This is a genomic window from Streptomyces sp. NPDC059010, assembly GCF_042740355.1.
Lineage (GTDB): Bacteria > Actinomycetota > Actinomycetes > Streptomycetales > Streptomycetaceae > Streptomyces.
Genome location: NZ_JBHYJA010000010.1, coordinates 69,477 through 92,357, shown reverse-complemented (window position 1 = coordinate 92,357; position 22,881 = coordinate 69,477). Strand labels below are relative to the sequence as shown.

At 71.7% G+C, this 22,881-nt stretch carries 19 protein-coding genes; 14 read left to right on the top strand and 5 right to left on the bottom strand.

Features of this window, described 5'->3' with window-relative positions; translation table 11 throughout:
- Nucleotides 1–6 precede the first annotated feature (6 nt).
- Entirely contained in the window at nt 7–780 is a 774-nt protein-coding gene (locus ACFWYS_RS12680; RefSeq protein WP_384766485.1) for a class I SAM-dependent methyltransferase, read from the top strand.
- Between the two features lie 499 nt (nt 781–1,279).
- Here the strand turns inward: ACFWYS_RS12680 and ACFWYS_RS12675 are convergent, their stop codons facing one another.
- From ACFWYS_RS12675 to ACFWYS_RS12665, 3 genes are read right to left on the bottom strand one after another with little or no spacing between them, the layout of a single operon-like run.
- The gene (locus ACFWYS_RS12675; protein WP_384766482.1) at nt 1,280–2,041 is read right to left on the bottom strand and encodes an amino acid ABC transporter ATP-binding protein; all 762 of its coding nucleotides are present in this window, start codon (nt 2,039–2,041) and stop codon (nt 1,280–1,282) included.
- A complete protein-coding gene (locus ACFWYS_RS12670) occupies nt 2,038–2,970 on the bottom strand; it encodes an amino acid ABC transporter permease (protein WP_384766826.1) in 933 nt (310 codons plus the stop codon). Before ACFWYS_RS12670 ends, ACFWYS_RS12675 begins: the two co-directional genes overlap by 4 nt.
- A gap of 41 nt (nt 2,971–3,011) precedes the next feature.
- Nucleotides 3,012–3,971 carry an ABC transporter substrate-binding protein gene (locus tag ACFWYS_RS12665; RefSeq protein ID WP_384766479.1) on the bottom strand — a complete coding sequence of 320 codons (960 nt, stop codon included), beginning with the start codon at nt 3,969–3,971 and terminating at the stop codon, nt 3,012–3,014.
- Between the two features lie 646 nt (nt 3,972–4,617).
- On the opposite strand from ACFWYS_RS12665, the gene ACFWYS_RS12660 reads away from it, so the two are divergent.
- From ACFWYS_RS12660 to ACFWYS_RS12645, 4 genes are all read left to right on the top strand, one after another.
- Nucleotides 4,618–5,841, top strand: coding sequence for an NADP-dependent malic enzyme (locus tag ACFWYS_RS12660; RefSeq protein ID WP_384766477.1), 1,224 nt, complete (start codon nt 4,618–4,620; stop codon nt 5,839–5,841).
- A 195-nt stretch (nt 5,842–6,036) separates the two neighbouring features.
- Nucleotides 6,037–6,999, top strand: a complete 963-nt coding sequence (locus ACFWYS_RS12655) for a zinc-binding dehydrogenase (RefSeq protein ID WP_384766475.1) — start codon at nt 6,037–6,039, stop codon at nt 6,997–6,999.
- A 135-nt stretch (nt 7,000–7,134) separates the two neighbouring features.
- Nucleotides 7,135–7,344 (top strand): helix-turn-helix domain-containing protein, encoded by a 210-nt coding sequence (locus ACFWYS_RS12650; RefSeq protein WP_030952466.1) that lies wholly within the window; start codon nt 7,135–7,137, stop codon nt 7,342–7,344.
- Nucleotides 7,344–7,913 (top strand): Clp protease N-terminal domain-containing protein, encoded by a 570-nt coding sequence (locus ACFWYS_RS12645; RefSeq protein ID WP_384766472.1) that lies wholly within the window; start codon nt 7,344–7,346, stop codon nt 7,911–7,913. The genes ACFWYS_RS12650 and ACFWYS_RS12645 overlap by 1 nt, the downstream gene beginning before the upstream one ends.
- A 198-nt stretch (nt 7,914–8,111) precedes the next feature.
- On the opposite strand, the gene ACFWYS_RS12640 is transcribed toward ACFWYS_RS12645, so the two are convergent.
- Together ACFWYS_RS12640 and ACFWYS_RS12635 are read right to left on the bottom strand one after the other, a co-directional pair.
- A complete protein-coding gene (locus tag ACFWYS_RS12640) occupies nt 8,112–9,164 on the bottom strand; it encodes a helix-turn-helix transcriptional regulator (protein ID WP_384766469.1) in 1,053 nt (350 codons plus the stop codon).
- Between the two features lies 1 nt (nt 9,165).
- Nucleotides 9,166–10,233, bottom strand: coding sequence for a DUF4097 domain-containing protein (locus ACFWYS_RS12635; RefSeq protein ID WP_384766466.1), 1,068 nt, complete (start codon nt 10,231–10,233; stop codon nt 9,166–9,168).
- Nucleotides 10,234–10,402: 169 nt separating this feature from the next.
- On the opposite strand from ACFWYS_RS12635, the gene ACFWYS_RS12630 reads away from it, so the two are divergent.
- From ACFWYS_RS12630 to fxsT, 9 genes are all read left to right on the top strand, one after another.
- On the top strand, nt 10,403–11,245 hold the full coding sequence (locus ACFWYS_RS12630; protein WP_384766463.1) for a hypothetical protein: 843 nt from the start codon (nt 10,403–10,405) through the stop codon (nt 11,243–11,245).
- Between the two features lie 128 nt (nt 11,246–11,373).
- A complete protein-coding gene (locus ACFWYS_RS12625; RefSeq protein ID WP_128557595.1) occupies nt 11,374–11,553 on the top strand; it encodes a DUF6104 family protein in 180 nt (59 codons plus the stop codon).
- 133 nt (nt 11,554–11,686) lie between these two features.
- On the top strand, nt 11,687–12,043 hold the full coding sequence (locus tag ACFWYS_RS12620) for a CU044_2847 family protein (RefSeq protein WP_384766460.1): 357 nt from the start codon (nt 11,687–11,689) through the stop codon (nt 12,041–12,043).
- Complete coding sequence (locus ACFWYS_RS12615; RefSeq protein WP_384766457.1) at nt 12,040–13,992, top strand: trypsin-like peptidase domain-containing protein; 1,953 nt, start codon at nt 12,040–12,042, stop codon at nt 13,990–13,992. Before ACFWYS_RS12620 ends, ACFWYS_RS12615 begins: the two co-directional genes overlap by 4 nt.
- A gap of 136 nt (nt 13,993–14,128) precedes the next feature.
- Nucleotides 14,129–15,127 (top strand): AAA family ATPase, encoded by a 999-nt coding sequence (locus ACFWYS_RS12610; protein ID WP_384766455.1) that lies wholly within the window; start codon nt 14,129–14,131, stop codon nt 15,125–15,127.
- Nucleotides 15,128–15,130: 3 nt separating this feature from the next.
- Entirely contained in the window at nt 15,131–18,400 is a 3,270-nt protein-coding gene (locus tag ACFWYS_RS12605; protein ID WP_384766453.1) for an SAV_2336 N-terminal domain-related protein, read from the top strand.
- Nucleotides 18,397–18,549, top strand: coding sequence for a hypothetical protein (locus tag ACFWYS_RS12600; protein ID WP_384766450.1), 153 nt, complete (start codon nt 18,397–18,399; stop codon nt 18,547–18,549). The genes ACFWYS_RS12605 and ACFWYS_RS12600 overlap by 4 nt, the downstream gene beginning before the upstream one ends.
- Nucleotides 18,546–19,745, top strand: a complete 1,200-nt coding sequence (locus ACFWYS_RS12595; RefSeq protein ID WP_384766446.1) for an FxsB family cyclophane-forming radical SAM/SPASM peptide maturase — start codon at nt 18,546–18,548, stop codon at nt 19,743–19,745. The genes ACFWYS_RS12600 and ACFWYS_RS12595 overlap by 4 nt, the downstream gene beginning before the upstream one ends.
- 112 nt (nt 19,746–19,857) lie before the next feature.
- A complete protein-coding gene (fxsT, locus tag ACFWYS_RS12590) occupies nt 19,858–22,815 on the top strand; it encodes an FxSxx-COOH system tetratricopeptide repeat protein (protein ID WP_384766443.1) in 2,958 nt (985 codons plus the stop codon).
- Nucleotides 22,816–22,881: the final 66 nt, after the last annotated feature.

The window sequence follows — 22,881 nt, the reverse complement described above, 5'->3', positions numbered from 1 at the left end:
GGTTCGATGACGGACACGGACATCACCACCACGACCGGAGCCGACTGGGCTGCCTGGCAGCAGAGCTGGGACCGGCAGCAGGAGTGGTACATGCCCGACCGCGAGGAACGCTTCCGGATCATGCTCGACATGGTCGAGGCCCTCGTCGGGCCCGCCCCGCGCGTGCTCGATCTCGCGTGCGGCACGGGAACCATCACGGCCCGGCTGCTCGACCGGTTCCCCGAGGCCACCAGCACCGGCGTCGACCTCGACCCGGCGCTCCTCGCCATCGCCGAGGGCTCCTTCGCGGGCGACGAGCGGGTCTCCTTCGTCACGGCCGACCTCAAGGACCCCGACTGGCCGGCGAAGCTGCCGTACGACTCGTTCGACGCCGTACTGACCGCCACGGCCCTGCACTGGCTGCACCGTGAACCCCTCGCGGCCCTCTACGGTCAGGTCGCGGAACTCGTCCGCGACGGCGGTGTCTTCCTGAACGCGGACCACATGATCGACGAGTCGACGCCCCGGATCAACGCGGCCGAGCGCGTCCAGCGCCACGCCCGTATGGATCAGGCCAAGGCGGAGGGCGCCCTCGACTGGTCCGAGTGGTGGCAGCTGGCCGCCAAGGACCCGGTCCTCGCCGGGCCGACGGCCCGCCGCTTCGAGATCTACGGCGAGCACGCCGACGGCGACATGCCGTCCGCCCAGTGGCACGCGCGCGTGCTGCGCGAGAAGGGCTTCGGCGAGGCCCGCCCGGTGTGGTGCTCGCCGTCGGACACGCTGTTGCTCGCGCTGAAGTAGGACGCCGGGGGCCACGTCCTCGTGGCCGTACGGCGAGATGGAGGCGGTACGAGAAATTCGTACCGCCTCCACTGCGTCCGCTGCGGCTGTTCACGCAGGGGTACCTGGTCATGATCAAGGCCGGCAGCGGTTTCGACGACAGGTCGGCGCCGGGACCAGGACGGGACGCCCCGCCGCTGACCGCGGACCAGCTGCGGGAAGTGGTGACGGCGCCACAGCTGTTGCCGTAGGCCGGGCACATGGTGAAGGGGGGGGGCGGGGGTCTACGGGCGCCCCCACCACCGCCGTCCGGCCGAGGACCATGGTTCAGGTAACCGGCGGACCGCCGGGGGTGGGGGTGGGGAGGGACACCCCGGGGGGGGCGGGCACGACCACCCCCCGCGGGGGCGGGGGGCCGGGGGGGGGTGTGGTGGCCCCCACCATGTGTGTGCGGGGGGGGGCGGACTGTGGGTGGGGGGGCTATCCTTCTACCCCCCCCCCCCCCTTCACCGTCGTACCGTCAGAGCACCTTGGACAGGAACGCCTGCGTCCGCTCGTGCTGCGGGTTGGTCAGGACCTCGCGGGGGTCGCCGGACTCGACGACCACGCCGCCGTCCATGAAGACCAGGCTGTCGCCGACCTCGCGGGCGAAGCCCATCTCGTGGGTGACGACGACCATCGTCATACCGGACTCGGCGAGGTCGCGCATGACGTCGAGGACGTCACCGACCAGCTCCGGGTCGAGGGCCGAGGTCGGCTCGTCGAAGAGCATCAGCTTCGGGTCCATCGCCAGCGCACGGGCGATCGCCACGCGCTGCTGCTGGCCGCCGGAGAGCTGGGAGGGGTAGCTCCCGGCCTTGTCGGCGAGGCCGACGCGGTCGAGAAGCTCCCTCGCGCGCTCCCTGGCCTGGGCCTTGCTCACGCCCTTGACCTGGATCGGCGCCTCGATGACGTTCTCCAGCGCCGTCATGTGCGGGAACAGGTTGAACCGCTGGAACACCATGCCGATGTCCCGGCGCTTCAGCGCGACCTCGCCGTCCTTGAGCTCGTACAGCTTGTCGCCCTTCTGGCGGTAGCCGACCAGCTCGCCGTCGACGTACAGCCGACCGGCGTTGATCTTCTCCAGGTGGTTGATGCACCTGAGGAAGGTGGACTTGCCGGAGCCGGAGGGGCCGATGAGGCAGAAGACCTCGCCCTGCTTGACTTCCAGGTCGATGCCCTTGAGGACCTCGACGAGCCCGAAGGACTTGTGGACGCCTTCGGCCTTCACCATGGCGGTCATGCGGTACCTCCCGCCGACGGACGGTTCGACAGGGACAGCAGGTTCGCCCTGATCTTCTGGAGCGGGGTCGCCGGCAGGCTGCGGCTGGAGCCCCGGGCGTAGTACCGCTCAAGGTAGTACTGGCCGACGCTGAAGATCGACGTCAGCAGCAGGTACCAGGCCGCGGCCAGGAACAGCATCTCGGCGGGGGCGCCGGAGGTCTGGCCGATGTCCTGGGCGACGCGCAACAGCTCGGAGTACTGGACGACCGACACCAGCGAGGTCGTCTTCAGCATGTTGATGACCTCGTTGCCCGTCGGCGGCACGATCACGCGCATCGCCTGCGGGATGACGATCCGGCGCAGCGTCTTGCTGTGGCTCATGCCCAGCGCGTGCGACGCCTCGGTCTGGCCCTCGTCGACCGCGAGCAGACCGGCGCGGCAGATCTCCGCCATGTACGCGGCCTCGTTGAGCCCCAGGCCGAGCAACGCCGTCAGGAACGGGGTCATGAAGTCCGACCACTCGTCCTTGTAGAACGGGCCGAGGTTGATGTACTCGAAGACCAGGCCCAGGTTGAACCAGACGATCAGCTGGACCAGGACCGGCGTGCCGCGGAAGAACCAGATGTAGAACCACGCGATGGACGAGGTCACCGGGTTCCGCGACAGCCGCATCACCGCGAGCATGATGCCGCCGACGATGCCGATCGCCATCGACAGGACGGTCAGCAGGAGTGTCCTGCCCACACCCTTGAGGACGCGGTCGTTGAAGAAGTAGTCCGGGATCGCACCCCAGTTGATCTTGCCCTGGGAGAACGCGTAGACGACGGCGCCCAGCACGGCGAGCGCGACGACGGCGGTGACGTACCGCCCGTAGTGACGGACCGGGATGGCCTTGATGGCCTCCGGGCCGGCCGGCGGGGTGTCCGCCGGGCCGTCCGTCTTGTTCATATCAGTCACGGGTATTGCCTTTCAGTGCCCGCTGCGCGCGGTCACTTGCCTCCGTTGATGGTGGCCTCGGTCACGGAGCCGTCCTCGACGCCCCACTTCTTGATGACCTTCTCGTACTCGCCGTTCTTGATGATGGCGTCCAGCGCGGCCTTCAGCGCGTCGCGCAGCTGGGTGTTGTTCTTGGCCACCGCGATGCCGTACGGCGCGGCCTCGACCTGCTCGCCGACCAGCTGGAAGTCGTTGCCACCGCCGGAGGTCTTCACGGCGTACGCGGCCACGGGGAAGTCGGAGGAACCGGCGGCGGCACCGCCCGCGCGCAGGCGGGTCTGGGCCTGCTGGTCGTTGTCGAAGGCCTCGATGGTGATCGTCTTGCCACCGGTGCACTTCTTGGCCTCGGACTTGGCCAGGTCCTCGGAGACCGTGCCGCGCTGTACGACGATCTTCTTGCCGCACAGGTCCGACCAGGTCTTGATGTCGGTGTTCTTGCCCTTCTGGGTGTAGATCGAGACACCGGCCGTGAAGTAGTCGACGAAGTCGACGCCCTCACCGACCTTCTTGCCCGTCTCGGAGTCGATGCCCTCCTGACGGTCCTTGGTGTCGGTCATCGCGGACATCGCGATGTCGTAGCGCTTGGAACGCAGACCGGTGATCAGGCTGTCGAAGGTGCCGTTCTCGAACTCGAACGTCACGCCGAGCTGCTTGCCCATGGCGTCCGCGAGGTCGGGGTCGATGCCGACCGTCTTGCCGGAGCTGTCCTTGAACTCGACCGGCGCGTACGCGATGTCCGAGCCGACCTTGATGACTCCCTTGTCGCGGATCGCCTGGGGCAGCTTGTCGGCGAGCGGGGCGCCGGCCGTGGCGGTGTCGGTGCTGTCCGAGCCGCCGCCCTTGGTCTGGTCACCGCAACCGGTGAGCAGCAGAGCGCCTGCGACCGCGATCGCACCTACCGCGGCTGCCCTGGAGCGCGCGGCGGACGTACGGCGGGTGGAGCGTGCGGTCATGGTGGGTTCCTCCGGCGGATGGGTGGAGTTGCCGATGGGGCCGGCACCTGCCGATGGCCGACAGGAGCCTTGGTTTCGTAGGTCGACGGGAACACACGCCTTCGAGTGTCGCGACCCCGTGTGATTACGGCATCTTGCCATTCGGACTGAGCCATTCAGGGCGCCCGCCATGTCAAAATCGGATAACGGGTTACCCCCGAAACCGCATCAGGCCGGTACATCACGACCGGACCTTCTACGGGAATCTTTGCTTCCGGCCGAAGGATCTTCGGCGCCGCTCAGGTTGCGGACCGGGCACGTGCCGGGTTTGCGGTCTTCGGTTGTCTTTTGCGGCTTGTGATGTTGATTGTCCACTTATTCGGCCATGAATCACAGCGGTTTCGCCGTCGGGTCGTGTCCGATTCGTGTCATCGCGGCCGGGCGTTTCCCTTGCCGTCGTGTGATCTTGCAGATATTGGACTCGTCGTCGGTACCGTCCGTCCGGTAAGAAGGTTCTTTACACCCCTCATCCGGGGCTCAGGGCGCGTGTGCGGCGCGCCGTCGCGTATGACCCGTACGTATCAACAGATCGGGCATGCGCGGTCCCGCCCACCCCTCACCAGGAGTGGTCACCCTCAACCAATGAAGATTTAAGGGGTAAAACAAAGTGGCAGCGGAGATCGTCAATCCTCGCAGCGACAGCAATACGGATCAGGACGGCGAGGCCGAGCCCGTCGAATCCTTCGATCCTGCGTTCGCGCTGCACCGCGGCGGCAAGATGGCCGTGCAGGCCACCGTGCCGGTGCGCGACAAGGACGACCTGTCCCTCGCATACACGCCCGGCGTTGCGCGGGTGTGCACCGCGATCGCCGAGCAGCCGGAGCTCGTCCACGATTACACGTGGAAGTCGTCCGTGGTGGCCGTCGTCACCGACGGCACGGCGGTGCTCGGGCTCGGGGACATTGGTCCGGAAGCCTCCCTCCCCGTGATGGAGGGCAAGGCGATTCTGTTCAAGCAGTTCGGCGGCGTGGACGCGGTCCCGATCGCGCTCGACTGCACGGACGTCGACGAGATCGTCGAGACGGTGGTGCGACTCGCCCCGTCCTTCGGTGGCGTCAACCTGGAGGACATCTCGGCGCCGCGGTGCTTCGAGATCGAGCGCAAGCTCCAGGAGCGGGTCGACATCCCGGTCTTCCATGACGACCAGCACGGTACGGCGGTCGTGACGCTCGCCGCCCTGCGGAACGCGGCGCGGCTGAGCGGGCGGGCCATCGGTGACCTGCGCGCCGTCATCTCAGGCGCGGGCGCGGCCGGTGTCGCCATCGCGAAGATGCTGGTCGAGGCCGGTATCGGTGACGTGGCCGTCGCAGACCGCAAGGGCGTCGTCTCGGCCGACCGGGACGACCTGACGTCGGTCAAGCGCGAGCTCGCCGGGTTCACCAACAAGGCCGGCATCACCGGGTCGCTGGAGGCGGCTCTGGAGGGTGCGGACGTCTTCATCGGCGTTTCCGGCGGTACGGTCGCGGAGGCGGCGGTGGCTTCGATGGCGCAGGGCGCGTTCGTCTTCGCCATGGCCAACCCGAATCCCGAGGTGCACCCCGAGGTCGCGCACAAGTACGCGGCGGTCGTGGCCACCGGTCGGTCGGACTTCCCGAACCAGATCAACAACGTGCTGGCGTTCCCGGGGATCTTCGCCGGGGCGCTGCAGGTGCGGGCCTCCCGGATCACCGAGGGGATGAAGATCGCGGCCGCTGAGGCGCTGGCGGGTGTGGTGGGGGACGACCTCGCCGCGGACTACGTCATCCCGTCGCCCTTCGACGAGCGGGTCGCTCCGGCGGTCACCGCGGCGGTCGCGGCTGCGGCTCGGGCGGAGGGCGTCGCTCGGCGCTGACGCGTGGAGCAGGCCTGCTGAACGGCCCCGCCCGGGTGGGCGGGGCCGTTTCTTTGCCTTGGGGCGGGGCCGTCCGGGTGGTTCCGGATGCGTCCCCTCAGGTGCCCGGTCCCACGCCGGTCCCTTTGACAAGAGGGCGTGTCTCACAGGGCTCTGTGGTTCCGTCGGGCGGTGGGGGAGCCTATCGTCAAGGTCATGTTCGCCGTCTATGCCGCCCGAATCGACCGCGACCAGCCGCTTTCCGGACTGGAGTTGGGGGAGCGGCCGGCCCCCGAGGTCCGTCCCGGCTGGAGTGCCGTCAACGTCAAGGCCGCCTCCCTCAACCATCACGACCTGTGGTCGCTGCGGGGCGTGGGCCTTGCGGAGGACAAGTTGCCGATGATCCTCGGATGTGACGCCGCCGGCGTCGACGAGGACGGCAACGAGGTCGTCCTGCATTCCGTGATCGGACAGAGCGGGCACGGGGTGGGGCCCAAGGAGCCCCGGTCCATTCTGACCGAGCGGTATCAGGGCACGTTCGCCGAGCAGGTCGCCGTACCGACGTGGAACATCCTGCCCAAGCCCAAGGAGCTCTCCTTCGAGGAGGCCGCCTGTCTGCCCACCGCATGGCTGACGGCCTATCGGATGCTGTTCACCAATGCCGGGGTACGGCCCGGTGACTCCGTGCTCGTGCAGGGGGCCGGCGGCGGGGTCGCCACGGCGGCCATCGTGCTGGGCAAGGCCGCCGGACTGCGTGTCTTCGCGACCAGCAGGGACGAGGCCAAGCGCAAGCGTGCCCTGGAGTTGGGGGCCGTGGAGGCGGTGGAGTCGGGGGCTCGGCTGCCGCAGCGGGTCGACGCCGTGATCGAGACCGTGGGTGCCGCCACCTGGTCGCACTCCGTGAAGTCGCTCAAGCCGGGCGGCACGCTGGTCATTTCCGGTGCCACCAGCGGTGACCGGCCCTCGCATGCCGAGCTCACCCGGATCTTCTTCCTGGAGCTGAAGATCGTGGGGTCGACGATGGGGACCAAGGACGAGCTGGAGGATCTGCTCTCCTTCTGCGCCGCCACCGGTGTGCGGCCCGTCATCGACGAGGTGCTTCCCATGGACCGGGCCCGGGAGGGCTTCGAGCGCATGCAGTCCGGGGAGCAGTTCGGGAAGATCGTGCTCACCAACTGACGGTCCCTCCGGGCGTCGGTACTCTCCGTAGCTCTCCGTACCTGTGGCGGGTTCGAGGTTTCGATACCTCGGGCCCGCCCTTCTGTTTGTCAATCAGGGTTGACGGCTGCCCGTGTGTCAACTTACGTTGACATCATGACCGAAGCAACAGACCTTGCCGAGCGGGCCGGTGATCGCGATCCGCGGATCGGGTTGCGGGCCGTCGCCGCGTTGCGCCGGCTGCTGGAGCAGTTGGAGGCGGTGCAGGTGCGCAGTGCGCGCAATCAGGGGTGGTCCTGGCAGGAGATCGCCGCGGAACTAGGGGTCAGCAGGCAGGCCGTGCACAAGAAGTACGGGAGGCGTTGATGTTCGAGCGGTTCACGAAGGATGCCCGTGCGGTGGTGACGGGTGCGGTGGAGCAGGCCGGGAGAGGTGGGGCGCGGACCGTCGACGCCGAGCACATGCTGCTCGCCCTGCTCGACAAGGAGGGAGGCCGCGCCTCGTTCGCGCTCGCGGCGCTCGGGGGCAGTCGGTGGCTGGAATCCGTACGGGACGCACTGGGCGAGGCCCGGCGGCGGGGCGGGCTGTCGCAGGCCGAGGCCGACGCGCTCGCCGGGCTGGGGATCGATGTCGGGGAGATCGTCGCCCGGGTGGAGGAAGTGCACGGGGTGGGTGCGATGTCCGGGGACCGGGCGGGTGCGGGCAAGGGGGCCGGGTCGAGACATCGGCCGTTCGGCCGCGACGCCAAGGACGTCCTGGTACGGGCATTGAGGGTGGCCACGTCCCGCCGCGACCGGCACATCGGTGACGAGCACATCCTCCTGGCACTCACCGTCCGCCCCGGTGTGCCGGCCGAGGTGCTCGCCGATCACGGGGTGACGTACGAGACGGTCACGCGGGTGCTCTATGGCGGGGGAGAGGCCAAGGCCGGGTGAGGAGCGGGCGACGGCTGCCTTGGGGGCCGCGGGCTGAGGGCGGTGCGGACTCCGGGCGGCTGCGGGGTGTTCGTGGTTGCTCGCGCAGTTCCCCGCGCCCCTTGAGGGCGCGTGCAGCTCAAGCTCCTTGAAGGGCGCGGGGAACTGCGCGAGCAGCCCCCACGCACCCGCAGTCGCGATCCGGTCGTGCCGCCCGGGTCACGGCTTGGGCGTGCGCAGCAGCGCTCCGATGTGTGCCGCCGCGCTCGACAAGTGGCGGCGGGCGTCCCGGAGCTGGTCCGCTGTCACGCCGTGGTCCCTTGCCGCGTCGCGGATGTCGTCGCGGAAGCGGTCCAGCAGGCGGTCCAGGTCACGGGTCGGGTCGCCGCTGGGGGGCTCATGGGCCCAGGTGGGTTCGTAGTCGGCGGGGAAGTCCTCGGGGGTGTCCGAGTAGTCGGGGTCGTGCTGGGGCGACTTGGGCGGGGTGCCCTGGCGGCCGAAGCCGAAGTCCCTGCCAAGCCCCTTCCCGTAGTCCTTGCCGAAGTCGCCGAACTCCTTGGCCAGTTCCGTCAGGCCCTCCCGGACCCCCGTCGGCCAGTCGCCGCGGGCGAAGTGGTCCTGGACATGGTCCTGGACCCGGCGGGCGATGCGCTGGACCTCCTCCTGGGCCTGGGCCCGGGCGCGGTCCTGGGCCTCCTTGGCCTGGCGGCGGGCGCGCTGGGCCTCCTCGCGGGCGCGGCGGCTCTCGTCCTTGGCGCGCCGGGCCTGCTCCTTCCACTCCTGCTTGGCACGGCGCATCTCCTCCTTGGCGGCGCGCCACGCCTCCTTGTCGGTGTACTCCGAGAAGTCACCGAAGGGTGTGTCCGCCTTGGCCCCGGTGCCCTTGCGGGCCTCGGACGCCGCCGCGCGCATCTCGCGCCGCAGATCGCCCGCCGCGCCGCGGACATCGGCCTGGATCTCGGCGGCGAGTTCGGCGACCGACTCCATGATCTCCAGCTCAAGATCGGCCAACTCGCCGCTGCGGTCGGCCAGTTCGGCACGGCCCGCGTCCGTGATGGCGTACACCTTGCGGCCGCCCTCGGTGGTGTGGGTGACCAGGCCCTCCGCCTCCAGCTTGGCCAGGCGGGGGTAGACGGTGCCGGCCGACGGTGCGTACAGCCCCTGGAAGCGCTCTTCGAGGAGGCGGATCACCTCGTAGCCGTGGCGCGGGGCCTCGTCCAGCAGCTTCAGCAGATACAGACGGAGGCGGCCATGGGCGAAGACGGGGGGCATGTCAGAGCACCTTCTTGTCGGTCGTGCCGTCGGCCGGGGTGGCGGTGGAGGCGTCGGTGGCGGCTTCGGCGGAGCCGTTGCCGTGGTCCTCGCTCGCGGTGTCGCCCTGGCCGGAGACGGAATTGTCCCCCGAGGTGTGGTGCGTGCCGCTCACCGGGGTGGCCGGTGAGTCTGTCGCCGAGGTGCCGGGTGTTTCGCCCGGTGCGCCCTGGTCCTTGGCCGGCTCGGGCTCCTCCCAGGCCTCCGCCTCCCACGGCTCCTCCTCCTTCGGTGGGCGGCGCAGCAGGGCTATCGAGCCGGAGACCGTCGTCGCCCGGAGCTTGCCGGTGCCGGCGCCCAGGCGGCCGGTGATCTTGTGGGCGCCCCACTGGCCGTGGACCCGGAGGCCCTCGAAGGCGTTGGAGATCGTGCCGCTCGCGGTGTTCGCCTCGACGTCGGCGTCCGCCGGGGCCGGCAGACGGATGGCGATCTCGCCGGAGACGCTGGTCAGCCGGATGTCGGTCGGGCCGTCCGGGTCGAGGTCGACGATCATGGAGCCGCTCACGGAGTCGGCCTTCACGGAGGGGCCGGAGCCGTCGACGACCGTCAGATCGCCGGAGACCGAGTTGAAGCGGAGGTCGCCGGTGACGGACTGCGCCTCCAGATTCCCCGAGACGGTGTCGGCGCGCACCGGGCCGGACAGGCCGACCAGGGTCGTGTCGCCGGTGACGCCCTTGACGACCGACGGGCCCTGGATCCCGGAGACCACCGCCCCGGCGCCGACCACACCCACCTCGACGCGCGTGTCGGCCGGCACCGCCAGGGAGACCACCGCGCTGCGCCGCCAGCCCTTGCGGTCGAGCCACTTGAGGAAGCCCTTCCAGGGCAGGTCGTCGTACGCCACCGTCAGGGTGCCGCCCTGCTGGGCCACCACCAGGGGTGGGCCCTCGATCTCGGAGACCTCCAGACGGGCGGAACCTTCTTCCGTCCCCACGACGTTCACAGTGCCGTTGACGATGCGGACCCGGAGCTCGCTCACCGGCTCGTCGAAGGTGAGCTTCCTGGGCTCTGCTACGGACCACTCGGACATGGTGCGGACCTCCTGGGCGACCGGACACGGCCGCACGGGCCGGACCTGAACACGACACGCCATATCGCGTCTTCCGTAAAACACGATATATCGCGGACACGGAAAGTCAAGCACTCGTTCTGGTGATCACAAATCACCTGAGGTGGACAAAACGGCCTAGCGTGTTGGCATGCCGACGGAAGAGTCCAGGACCGCCCGCCGGGCCCACCCCGCCCCGGGCGCCCTGCTTCTCTGCCGGGCCGAGCCCGAGTCCGTCGCCGCTGCGGCCCAGCTGCTGCGCGAGCACATGCTGCTGGTGCCGGCCGGCCGGGAGTGGAGCGTGCTCGTGCCCGAGGGGCGGCCCTGGCAGGAGGGCGGCGAACCGGTCGACCGCGTCCTCACGGGCTGGGCCACCGCCCTCGCCGTCGGGGGCTCCTGGCCCGTGCTCGCCCTGTGGTGGGACGCCGACCGGGCCGGATTCACCCTCGCCTCCGGCTTCCGCCGCCCGGTCGGCTACATCTGGCTCACCAACGGCACCCCGGCCGGCGAGGACGAGGCGATGCACACCTTCGCCGGCCGGCTCGGCCTCGACCCCGTCCTGGACATGCAGTCCCTGGACGCGCTGACCCGCCCCGACGGCGCGGCCGACGCGCGGGCACGCATGCGTGGCCTCCTCGCCGTCCTCACGCGCGCGGGCGTCTCCCTGCCGTCCGGCCTCACCCCCGGCGAGAGCGCCGACCGCCTCCACGAGGCCGCCCGGCTCCAGCCGCACGTCAGGATCGAGTGGCCGGGCTGGCGCGAGGCCTTCCTCGCGGAACTCGACGCCGTCGAGGGCGGCCGCCTGGTCCCCTGGCTCCCCTGGGCGGGCGGCCCCAGGGCCAACGCCGTCGCCCTCGCCCAGGTGGCGGTCGGGCTGCCGCTCGCGGTGTGGGGGCTGCGGCGGCGGAGCGGTGGCTGGACCGCCGCGGGCGCGGTGCTGCTGGCGAACGGCGCACTGGGGCTGGCGTACGGCCTCACGCACGTACCCGACTGACGGCCGGGGCCTGCCTACGGCTTCACACCCGTACCCGACCGACGACCTGGGAAGCGCCGGCCCGGTGCGGCATACCCTGGGAGGGAGTAGGTCCCGAGGGCTTGTCCCGTCAGTCTCAGGAGCAAGAGTTGTACTTCACCGACCGTGGCATCGAGGAACTGGAGAAGCGGCGCGGCGAGGAGGAGGTCACTTTCGAGTGGCTCGCCGAGCAGCTGCGCACGTTCGTCGACCTCAACCCGGACTTCGAGGTACCGGTGGAGCGGCTGGCGACATGGCTGGCCCGCCTTGACGACGAGGACGAGGACTAGGACGAGGACCAGCCACCCGCGGCCCTCCCCGCATACTCCTGCAACCAACCTGGGTATTAGCCTCGTCGCTGTTCAAGTGGGCGCCGTCCGAGGTCGGTTGGCCGGGCGGCTCGGGCTCTGCGGGGGGAGCGGGATGAGTCACATCCAGGACATCGAGCTGCCGGACGGCACGGTGGTCACCGCACGGATCGGTGCTGCCGACGCCTACGACGACCAGGAGGACGTCGGCTTCACCGAGGCCGCGACGGCGAAGGTCGAGCAGCTCCAGGAGCTGATCAAGGCCGTCGGCGGCAGTGTGCTCGACGCGGCCCGGGAGGCCAGGCCGGACGAGGCGTCCATCACGTTCGGCGTGGAGCTGACCGCCAAGGAGGGCCTGGCGGTCGCCGTGCTCGCGCGCGGGGAGGCCAAGGCGTCCCTGGAGGTCACCCTCACCTGGCAGTTCGATCGCGGGCGCGCGGGGGAGGGCGACCGGAGAGCGGTCGGCGCATGAGCGAGCGCGACGACCGTCTCTTCGAGCTGGTCCGGGCCGCCACCGTCCATCTGCTCCCCGCCGACGGCAAGGACAGCCCCTTGTGGGGCAGCGGCTTCTTCGTCGCGCCCGGCTGGGTGCTGACCGCCGCTCATGTGCTCCGCCCGCACCTCGCGGCGGACCGTACGACCGTGTTCCGGGTGCGCGGCGAGGGCATCGACGCCGAGGCCCGCCTCGCCGAGTGGCTGATCACCGACCCGCGCAGCCCCAAGGTCCCGCTGGCCGAGGACCTGGCCCTGGTCCGGCTGACCGGCGAGCACCTCCACGAGTGCGTATGGCTCACCGACCGCGCCGCCCGCCACACCGGCGCGCTGAAGGCCTGCGGCTACTACCCCGGCCCGCCCGAGGCCCACTTCCGCATCGTGGACGCCTGGATCAACGGCCACGAGGACACCTACGGCCTGATCATCAAGTCCGACATCGACATCCCGAGCGGGATGTCGGGCGGCCCGCTGCTCGACCCGGAGACGGGCGCCGTCGTAGGACTGATCAAGTCGCGGCGCAAGGACAAGGACGGCGGCAAGGCGGTGGCCGTCGCCGCGCTGCGCCGGTTCGGCGAGACCTACCGCACGGTGATGGCCGACCACGACCGCTGGCACGGCGAGGAGCCGATGTCGCAGAGCGGGGACAACTGGGTCGAGCTCCAGCACGGGCCGGCCGACGGCCAGGGCGCCGTCTGGACGCCCCGTGACCGCCGCGAGGCACTCGCCCTGCTCGCCGCGCTGCCGCCCCCGCCCGACGAGCCCACCGTCAAGGTCATCGCCAAGATGGCGCGCAGCGGCAACCAGTGGCCCGGCGCCACACCGGAGCTGCGGACCTGGCGCGACGGCCACGGCCTGCTCTACGAGGGCACCGCACCGCTCGACCCGCTCACCTTCCTGCGCTACCTCAGGCTCGTCGAGGCCCACGCGTGCGCCCGCGACGCCGGCAGCCCGCTCCTCGCCCGCTGGATCGAGCGCCGGCTGCGCCGCGACACCCGCCGCTACATGCACGCCTACGCCCGCGACGTCAGCCTCCCCGGCGAACTCCGGCCGCCCCCCGAGGCCGACGGCCCGGAGCGTGTGGTGATCTCCTACCCCGGCCCCGGTGAGGGCCCCGTCGTGGCCCTGCTCCTGGACCCGGTGATCGGTGCGCAGCCCGTCCGGTTCTTCTGGCAGATCTGGTACGACGACGGCGACGGGCTGCCCGAGGTCCACGAGACGGACGCCTCGGTGCGCGGATACCGGCCGGACGAACTCGTGCAGGCGCTGCGCGTCCCGCTGGGCGGACTGCTGGAGTCCAAGGACCGGGAGGGGCACCCCGTACCGCTCGAAGTCGCGCTGCCCGCCGAGTACTTCGACACCGCCGTGCACCGCTGGCGGTTCGCGGACATCGCCGCACTGAACGACCCCGGGCACCTGGGCGCACGCCGCCGCCTCGTGCTGCGCGCCCTTGAGCGCCGGGGAGAACCGGACAACCTCTGGATCGACCGCTGGCGGAGCATGACGGCCGGGCGGCGCTTCCAGGGCTGGCGCATCCCCCCGCCGGGCGTCGTGGACGCCACCGGCTACCGCACCGCCGAACTCGACCGCATCCCCGTGATGTGCCGCCCCGCCGGACAGGGCACCGGGCGCGTCGCCATGAAGCACGCGCTGAGCGGCGGCCACTCCGTCGCCCTCTGGCACATCGGCCCGCACCCGGAGCGCGGCGCCTGCCTGCCCGAGTGCGACACCCTGCACGCGCGCGTGGAGAAGTTCCTCGAAACGCTCGGCTCGCTGGCCGAACTCCCCGACCGGCTGCGGCACGTACGGCAGGACATCAGCGAACAGCGTCCCGACAGCACCTGGGCCGAACCGCTCGCCCTGCTCTACGACGACCCGCGCCGGCCCCTGCCCGGAGAGGAGATCGAAACGGTGGACGCGCCGCTGTGAACAACATCGACAACTGGCCGAAATCGCCGGTGTACCAAGGCAGTTCCGGGTATGTTTCCAGGGGCCCGCTGCGGGCGCACGACGCTCCCGTCGGCCAGGACGTGGACTCCCACCGACCGTCGACGAGGAGCGCGCCATGAGCGAGTGGTTCATCTACCGGGGCATCGGAGAACCGGATCCGGCCAGGATCGCCGAGCTGCCGGAGCCACCGCCCTGGCGCCGGTTCGACGCCCCGCCCGTCGACTACGAGGTCCCGGAGCTCGACTCCGTCACCCACCGCAGGCTCGGCGAGCGCACCGTCCCGCTGCCCGTCCAGGACCCCGACGCCCTCGAACTCGTCAACGCCGCGCTGTATCTGCGCCGCCCGCTGCTGGTCACCGGCGAACCCGGCGTCGGCAAGTCCACGCTCGCCCACTCCGTCGCCTACGAACTCGACCTCGGCCGGGTCCTGGAGTGGCCCATCGTCAGCCGCAGCGAACTGCGCGACGGCCTCTACACCTACGACGCCATCGGCCGCCTCCAGGACGCCCAGCTGCCCGGCGAGGAAGGCGCCCAGGACATCGGCCGGTACATCAAACTGGGCCCGCTCGGCACCGCCCTGCTCGCCGCCGGCAAGCCCCGGGTGCTGCTCATCGACGAGCTGGACAAGAGCGACATCGACCTGCCGAACGACCTGCTCAACGTCCTGGAGGAAGGCCGCTTCGCCATCCCCGAGCTGGAGCGCATCGCCGACCGCACCCCCGAGGTGCGGGTCCTCACCGACGACGGGCGCCGGGTGACGGTGACGGGTGGTCAGGTACGCTGCCGGGCCTTCCCGTTCGTCATCATGACCAGCAACCGCGAGCGCGAGTTCCCGGCCGCCCTGCTGCGCCGCTGCATCCCGCTCGACCTGAAGGCCCCGCGCGACGAACGCCTCGCCGCCCTCGTCCAGGCCCACTTCGGACAGGGTGCCTACGACGCCAACCGCGACCTCGTCGACCAGTTCACCCGGTCCGAGGCGGACGGCGCGCTGCGCCCCACCGACCAGCTGCTGAACGCCATCTTCCTCGCCCAGCACGCCGCCCGGGACGCGGGCCGGCGCCGCGAGGAGATCTCGGAACTGCTGATGCAGCCCCTCGACCACGGGCCCCGGTAGCCGATGACACCCCGCGTCCCCGGCACCCCGCCCAGCGGCGTGAGCCCCGTGCTCACGGCGCTGGTCGCGCGGCTGCGGGACGCGGGCATCACACCCGGCGTCGAGGAACTGGCCGATGCCCTGTGGCTGGCCCGCTGGCTGCCGCCCTCCGCGACCGGGCCGGACCGGACCGGAACGGCCCCCCTCGTCGACCCGGAACCACCCGTCGGCCCCGACCCCCTCCCGCACCCGCTGGACACCGTGGGCACGAACACCGAGGACGCCGAGCCCCGGCAACCCGACAGCGCCCGCCTGTTCGCACCCGGCCCGGGCGGCGGAGGCACCGACACCCGGATGACCCCGGTCCGCGTCCCGGCCGCCCCGGCCCTGCCCGAACCCCTCGCCCTGCAACGAGGGTTACGGCCCCTCCAGCGCTACCGCGCCCCCGTACGCCCCGTTCCACGCACCCTCGACGAGCGCGCCACCGCCGAACGCGCCGCCGAATCCGGGCTCGTCCTGCCCGTCCTGCGCACCGACCGGCGCCGCGAGGCCCGGCTGCTGCTCCTGATGGACGTCTCCACCTCCACCGTCGTATGGCAGCAGGCCCTCGACGAACTGCGGCAGGTCTGCGCCCGCGCCGGCGCCTTCCGCGAGGTGCAGGTGCGCTACCTCCACGAGACGCCCGGCGGCCGGCCCGGCTGCGCGGCCACCTCGGAGCCGGGTGCCGCCCTGCACGCCCCGGAGCAGCTCAGCGATCCGACCGGGCGGCGCGTCACCCTGGTCCTCAGCGACTGCGCCGGGCCCATGTGGCGCAGCGGACAGGTGCAGCGGCTGCTGCACCGCTGGGCCGCGACGGCGCCCGTGGCCGTCGTACAGCCACTGCCGCAGCGGATGTGGCTGCGCACCCATCTGCCCGCCCGGCGGGGCCTGTTGCACCGGCGTGAGGGGCCCGCCGGGTCGCTGGTGTTCCGGTCCGACAAGGGGCCGGTGTACGCCGGGGCGCTGCCCGTCCCCGTGCTCGCGCTGCGCCGGGAGTCGGTGGAGGGCTGGGCGCGGCTGGTGTCCGGGGCCACGGGACAGTCGCTGTCCGCCGCGGCAGGCTGGGTGCGGGCCGACCATCCCGCGTCGGCGGCGCCGGTGCGGGCCGCGCAGGAGCGCAGCGGAGCCGATCGCGTCCGCACGTTCTGGCGCCCGGCGTCGTCCGAGGCACGGCGGCTGGCGGTGTATCTGTCCGCGGTGCCGCTGTATCTGCCGGTGATGCAGCTCGTCCAGCACGCCATGCTGGCCGGGAGCGGGCCGGACGTGCTCTCCGAGGTGCTGCTGAGCGGGCTGTTACGGCGGCGGGAGGATGCCGACGATCCGCGGGCCGTCCAGTACGAGTTCCTGCCGGGGGTGGCCACCGAGCTGCGGTCACGTCTGTCGGTCGACGAGGTGGAGCTGCTGCTCAAGCACTGCTCCGAGTACGTGGAGCGGAAGTTCGGGCGCAGCGCGCGCAACTTCCCCGCGCTGGCCGGGGCGTTCCTGCGGGGCGCCGTACCGCCGGACCCGGAACCGCTGACCGGTTCGGCGGAGCGGGAGCCGGCCGGGCTGCGGGCGTTCGCCGAGGTGTCGGCGGAGGTGCTGCGCGATCTCGGGGCGCGGCTGCCGGCGGTGCCGGTGGCGCCGGGGCAGGGCGTGGAGGAACTGCTGGCGCAGGGGCGGCAGGCGCTCGCGCGGTTCGACGGGGAGGGGCTCACCCGGGAACTCGATTCCGCGGTGGAGTGTCTGCGGCAGTCGGTCGCGGTGGCGCGGTCGGAGAGCGAACGGGCCGCGGCGGGGGAGGAGCTGGCCCGCGCACTCCTTGCCAGGTGGCGGGTGCGGCGGGTGCGGGAGGACCTGCGGGAGGCCTGGGAGGCGGTCGCCGGGCAGCCCCTCGGCGCGCACGGGCGGCTCGTCCTCGGGCTGGTGTACTGGGCGCAGGCGCAGGAGGTGCGCACCAGCGGGGCCGGCTTCGACGGCATTCCGGAGAGCCTGCGGGAATGGGCTCCGAGTCAGCCGGGACGGGCGCAGGAGCATGCGCTGGCCGTGCTGCTGTATCTGGCCGACGACAACCTCGGCGCGGTCCTGGCCGACGAGGACACGGGGCCGGCGGTACCGGAGCGCCGCAGGGCGGCCGCGGAGGCGCTGACAGGTGTGCGACGTGCCGTTGCCGAGCTGGGACCGGGAGTCTGGGGGGACGGCGAGCCCGTCGTCACCGCCGAGGACTGGCATGTGCTGCATCTGCACCGGGCCGTCGACGCGGCCGGTGTGTGGTCCGAGCTGTCCGGCTCGGCGCTCGCCCTGGTCGCCCGGGGACGGCTGTGGCTCGATCTGGCCCGGCAGCACGAGCGGCATGCGGAGGTCGCCGCCGACGCGGCCGCCAGTGCCGCCGAGGATCTGATGGAGGCGGTCCGGGACGAGACCGCCCTGTCGGCCGCCGAGCGCGCCAGGGTCTGGCTGGATGTGGCGGCCGCCGTCGAGATCCCGCAGCCCGAGCGCGAGGAGAGCCTGCTGCTGTACGCGGTGGAGCAGGCCCACCAGGCCGCGGGCGACGACGTGGAGCTCAGGTTCGAGTGCCTGGTACGGACCGGGCGGATCCACCACGGCCGCCACGAGCAGTCCGGATCGCCGGCCCCGCTGAACCGGGCCGTCGAGGCATGGGAACAGGCGCTGCAACTCCTCGGTGAGGACGACTCCCGACGGCTCGGGGTGCTGACCGATCTCGGCCTGGCACTGCAGACCCGGTTCGGCCTGCGGGGAGAGGGCGAGGACATCGCCAGGAGCGTCGATCACCTGCGTCAGGCGGTCGACGAGTGCATGCCGGACGAACCCCGTCTCCCCTGGCTGCGCCTGTACCTGGGGCGCGCCTACTACCGGCGCTATCTGCTCACCAGCGTGCTGACCGATCTGTACGAGGCCGACTGGCTGTTCGCGGAGGCCGCACGCGGTGCCGAGGACCCGTGGTTCCTCACGGAGTGCCACAGCAACCGCGGGAGGGTGGCCCGCCAGCTGTACGAGCGCACCGAAACGGTCGCGCATCTGCACAAGGCGATCGAATTCTTCAATCAGGCAGTCGAGTACGCGGAGGAGGCCGACGACGACGAGTTGGTGGCCGAAGCCCTCAGAAGGCGCGGCCAGGCGCGGGAGTCGCAGGGCAGGCCCAGGACCGCCCTGGCCGACTACGACCGTGCCCTGCGCCTGACGAACGACCGCGAGCGCGCCCTCTTCCTCCGTCTGCGCGTCTCCCGCCTGTCCCCCGAAACGGCCGCCGAGTGACCCTCCCCGCCGACGACACCCACATACCCCTCCCGGAGCTCGCACCACCCGGCCAGACCGACCACCCGGTACTGGCCGCGATACTCGCCGAGCTCCGCACCCGAGAGGGGGAGCCCCTCGTCGTCGCCCACTACGAAGACGCGCCATGACGACCCGCCCCCACCCGCCCTGGCCGTACGCCCTTCTCGACATCACGGCCCACCGGCCCGTCCCGTTCCGGCAGTTCGTGCTCAAGGTGCACGGCCGGTGCAACCTCGACTGCACCTACTGCTACCTCTATCAGGGCCCCGACCACGGCTGGCGCGACCGTCCGGCGAGCACCTCCGCCCGTACCGTGCGCCGCACGGCGGCCCGTATCGCCGAGCATGTGCGCACCCACCGCCTCGACGTCATCCGCATCGAACTGCACGGCGGCGAGCCCCTCCTCACCGGCCCAGACCCGGTCCTGGCCTACGTCGACGCGGTGCGCGCGGCCGTCGACTGCCGGGTGACGGCCACCGTCCAGACCAACGGCACCCGTCTGACGGACCGGTCCCTCGACCGCCTCGCCGGCGCCGGAGTCCGGGTCGGCCTCAGCCTCGACGGCGGCCGGGCCGCGCACAACGCCCGCCGGGTCGACCACGCCGGGCGCCCCGCCTGGCCCGCCGCCCGCGCCGCGGCACACCGGCTCGCGGCACGACCGGAGTCGTACGCCGGAATCCTCTGCACCATCGACCTGGCCGCCGATCCGCTGGACGTCTACCGCTCGCTCCTCGAACTGCGCCCGCCCGGCGTCGACTTCCTGCTCCCGCACGCCAACTGGGACCGGCCGCCGCCGGGTCTGCCCACCCGGCCACCGGGCAGGCACCGACCCCACCCCACCCCCTACGGCGACTGGCTCGCCACCCTCTTCGACGCCTGGTGGGACGAGGGGCGGCTCACCACCCGCATACGGTTGTTCCAGGAGATCGCCGGGCTGCTCCTCGGCGCGCCCAGCAGGGCCGAGGCCGTGGGACTGTCGCCGATGGCCGCCGTCGTGGTGGAGACGGACGGCGCCATCGAGCAGGTCGACTCGCTCAGGTCGGCGTACGAGGGTGCCTCGGAGACCGGGCTCGACGTGTTCGGGCACTCCTTCGACGACGCCCTGCGCCATCCCGGCCTCGCCGCACGGCAACTGGGGGAGCGGGCCCTGGCCGAGGAGTGCCTGGGGTGTCCCGTGGGAAAGGTGTGCGGGGGCGGGAACTATGTGCACCGGTACGCTCCCGGGACCGGGTTCCGGCACCCCAGTGTCTACTGCGCCGACCTGGAGCGGCTCGTCCGGCACATCGCGCACCGGCTGCAGCGGACGTCCGGAACGGCCCGGTGACCGCAGGCGATGCGCCACTCGGTGCAACTCGGCACCTCTGGAACCGATTTGACGCACAATTGAATAACCTGTGCACACTCGTGACCAGGTTCAGTCGAGGGGAAACGGCGAGATGGCGGCAGAACTCGGACATGTCACGGTCGTCTTCGCCGGACAGAGCGAGTCCTGGGCCAAGTGGATCGACCACCAGATCCGGGCCGCGGGCCGCGGCACCACGCTGATCAGGTGGAACCCGCTGCGCCGCCCCCCGACCGCCGAGGCGTTCACCGACCTGCTGAGCGCGCCGGGACGCGTCCTGCTGGTGATAGACGACTGGCACGAGCGGCTGGGCAACGAACGGTTCGAGGCCTGGGCCGAGGCCCTGCGGCAGGTGCTGCCGGCCTACCAGGACCGCATGGCCGCGGTGAGCATCACCGCCCGGCCGATGCCCGAGGCCGTCATCGCCCTGGCCCCCGTCGAACTGCGCGGTCTGCGCCCCGAGGTCGCGCGCAGCCGGGTCCTGGAGTGCGCGGGCATCGCCGCCCCGGGCACCCTGATCGACCTGCGCCGCGGCCCCCGCTTCCCCGACGATCCGCCGGACGTCTGGCAGGTCCCGCGCCGCAACCGCCGCTTCGTCGGCCGCACCGAACTGCTGGAGAAGGTCTACGGCGCCTTCTCCGCCGCCGGTGCCGACGGCGCCGCCGTGGCGCTGCTCGGCCCGGGCGGCTTCGGCAAGACCCAGCTGGCCCTGGAGTACGTCCACCGGTTCGCCGGCGAGTACGACATCGTCTGGTGGGTCAACGCCGCCCAACGCGTCACCGCCCGCCAGCAGTTCGCCGACCTCGGGTCCGCCCTCGACCGGCAGGACTCCGGCGACCTCGCGACCACCATCACGGCCGTCCGCCGAGAACTCGACCGCACCGCCCGGCCCTGGCTGCTCGTCCTGGACGGCGCCGGCGACCCGGAGCGGCTGACCGACCTGGTGCCCGAAGGACACGGCCACATCCTCGTCACCACGCACCGCAGCGAGTGGGGCGCCCACGCCGAGACCATCGCCGTACCGGTCTTCGAGCGCCGGGAGAGCGTCGCCTTCGCCGAGCGCCGCACGGAACGCCTCAGCGACGCCCAGGCCGCGCGGCTCGCCGAGGCCGTCGAGGACATGCCCCTGCTGCTCGACCAGACGGCCGCCTGGCTGGACATCAACCCGACGGTGCCGGTCGACGACTACATCCGGGACATCCGCGACGGCCGCCCGGACCGCTTCGGCGTCATGGCCTCCGGCCAGTACCCGGAGAGCTTCGAGGTCGCCTGGGCCAAGCTCGTCAACACCCTGCGCGAGGGCTCGGAGTCCGCCTGGCAGCTGCTCAACCTGCTCGTCTGCTTCTCGCACGACGTGGTGCCGGTACGGCTGCTGCAGACCGCCCGGCACAGCGACCTGCCCGCCGAACTGGCCGAGCTGATCGCCGAGCCCAGCAGCTGGAACACCGCGCTGCGCCGGCTGTCCGAGATCACCTCGATGCGGATCGAGTACGAAGCCGGGCGGCTGGACACCCAGACCGTCGGCACCCTGCGCATGCACCGGCTCTTCCACCGCTTCGTACGGTCCATCCAGTCGCCCGCGGACGCCGACCGCTACTCGGCAGCCGCCCGCAAGGTCCTCGTCTCCGCCGACCCGCGCGACTCCTCCTCGGCGGCCAACTGGGCCCGCTACGCCGCCCTCATCCCGCACCTGGAACCCTCACGGGCCCTGGAATCGGACGACGACGACGCCCGCGAACTCGTCCTCAACTGCATCGAGTACCTGCGGATGCGGGGCGAGTACCACGACGGCTGGCTGCTCAGCCGCAAGGCCGTCGAGCACTGGCGGGCCAGCTCCGGAGCCACCGACCGCTCGGTGCTCGTCGCCGTCCACCAGCACGCCAACATGCTGCGCCGGCTCGGCAAGTACGAGGACGCCGAGACCGTCGGCCGGGAGGTCCTCGCACGGCTCGAACGCGCCGAGGACGTACGGCCGATCGAGGTGATCCGCGCCAAGGACGGCCTCGGCGGCACCCTCATGGCACTCGGCCGCTACCCGGACGCCCGCCGCCTGTTCGAGGAGGCCGCGTCGGGCGCCGCCGCGGAACTCGGCGGCGAGCAGGTGCCCCGCACCCTCGCCATCCGCAGCAACCTCGCCGTCGCCATCGGCCTGCAGGGCCACTACACCGAGTCGCTCGCCCTGCACCGCAAGATCTACGACGCCCGCCTGGAGCTCCTCGGCGAACGCGACGCCCTCACCCTCAACTCCGAGCTGCGCATGGCCTGGATGCTGCGCCTGCTCGGCCGGTACCGCGAGGCGCTGACCATCCAGGGCTACAACTCCCGTGTGCACAGCCAGATCCTGGACCGCGCCCACGGCCAGACCCTGCTCGCCGAGCACAACCTCGCGCTGTGCGCCCGCCGGGTCGGAGATCTGCAGTTCGCGCACGCCATGCTGCGCGGGGTCCGCAGGAAGATGATGAGCCGCCGCGGCCCGCTGCACCCGGAGACGCTGATGGTGTCCTGCGACTACGCCATGCTGCTGCGCGACCTGGAGCGCACCGAGGAGGCCAGGGACCTGGCCGACGCCACCGCCACCCACTACGCCGCCCAGCTGGGCGAGCGCCACCCGTACGCGATCGGCGCCCGGGACAACGTCGCCACCGTCATGCGGGACATGGGCGAGAACCAGGCCGCGCTGAACCTGTCCCGGCGGACCGCGCGTCAGATGCGGCGGGCGGTCGGCCGGGACCACCCGTGGACCATCGGCTGCGCCAAGAACGAGGTCGCCGCGCTGGCCGCCGTAGGAGACATAGCGGCGGCGGCGACGCTGGGGCGGGAGACGGCCGAGCGTTCCGTGCGCGTCCTGGGTGACGCGCACATGCTCACCATCAGCCTGCGGACCGGGCTCGCGCTCGACCTGGCCGAGCTGGGCGAGCGGGAGGAGTCCGAGGCACTGCACCGCGACGCGGTGGCCCGCCTCACCTCACTCCTCGGCGCCGACCACCCACACACCCGCAACATCCTCGAACGCCACCGCCCGTACTGGGACTTCGAACCCCAGCCCATCTAGGCCAAAGGGCCCGGTGCCGAGCAAGAACTCGGTACCGGGCCCTGGGCTTCGGCTGAACCGCCGGAG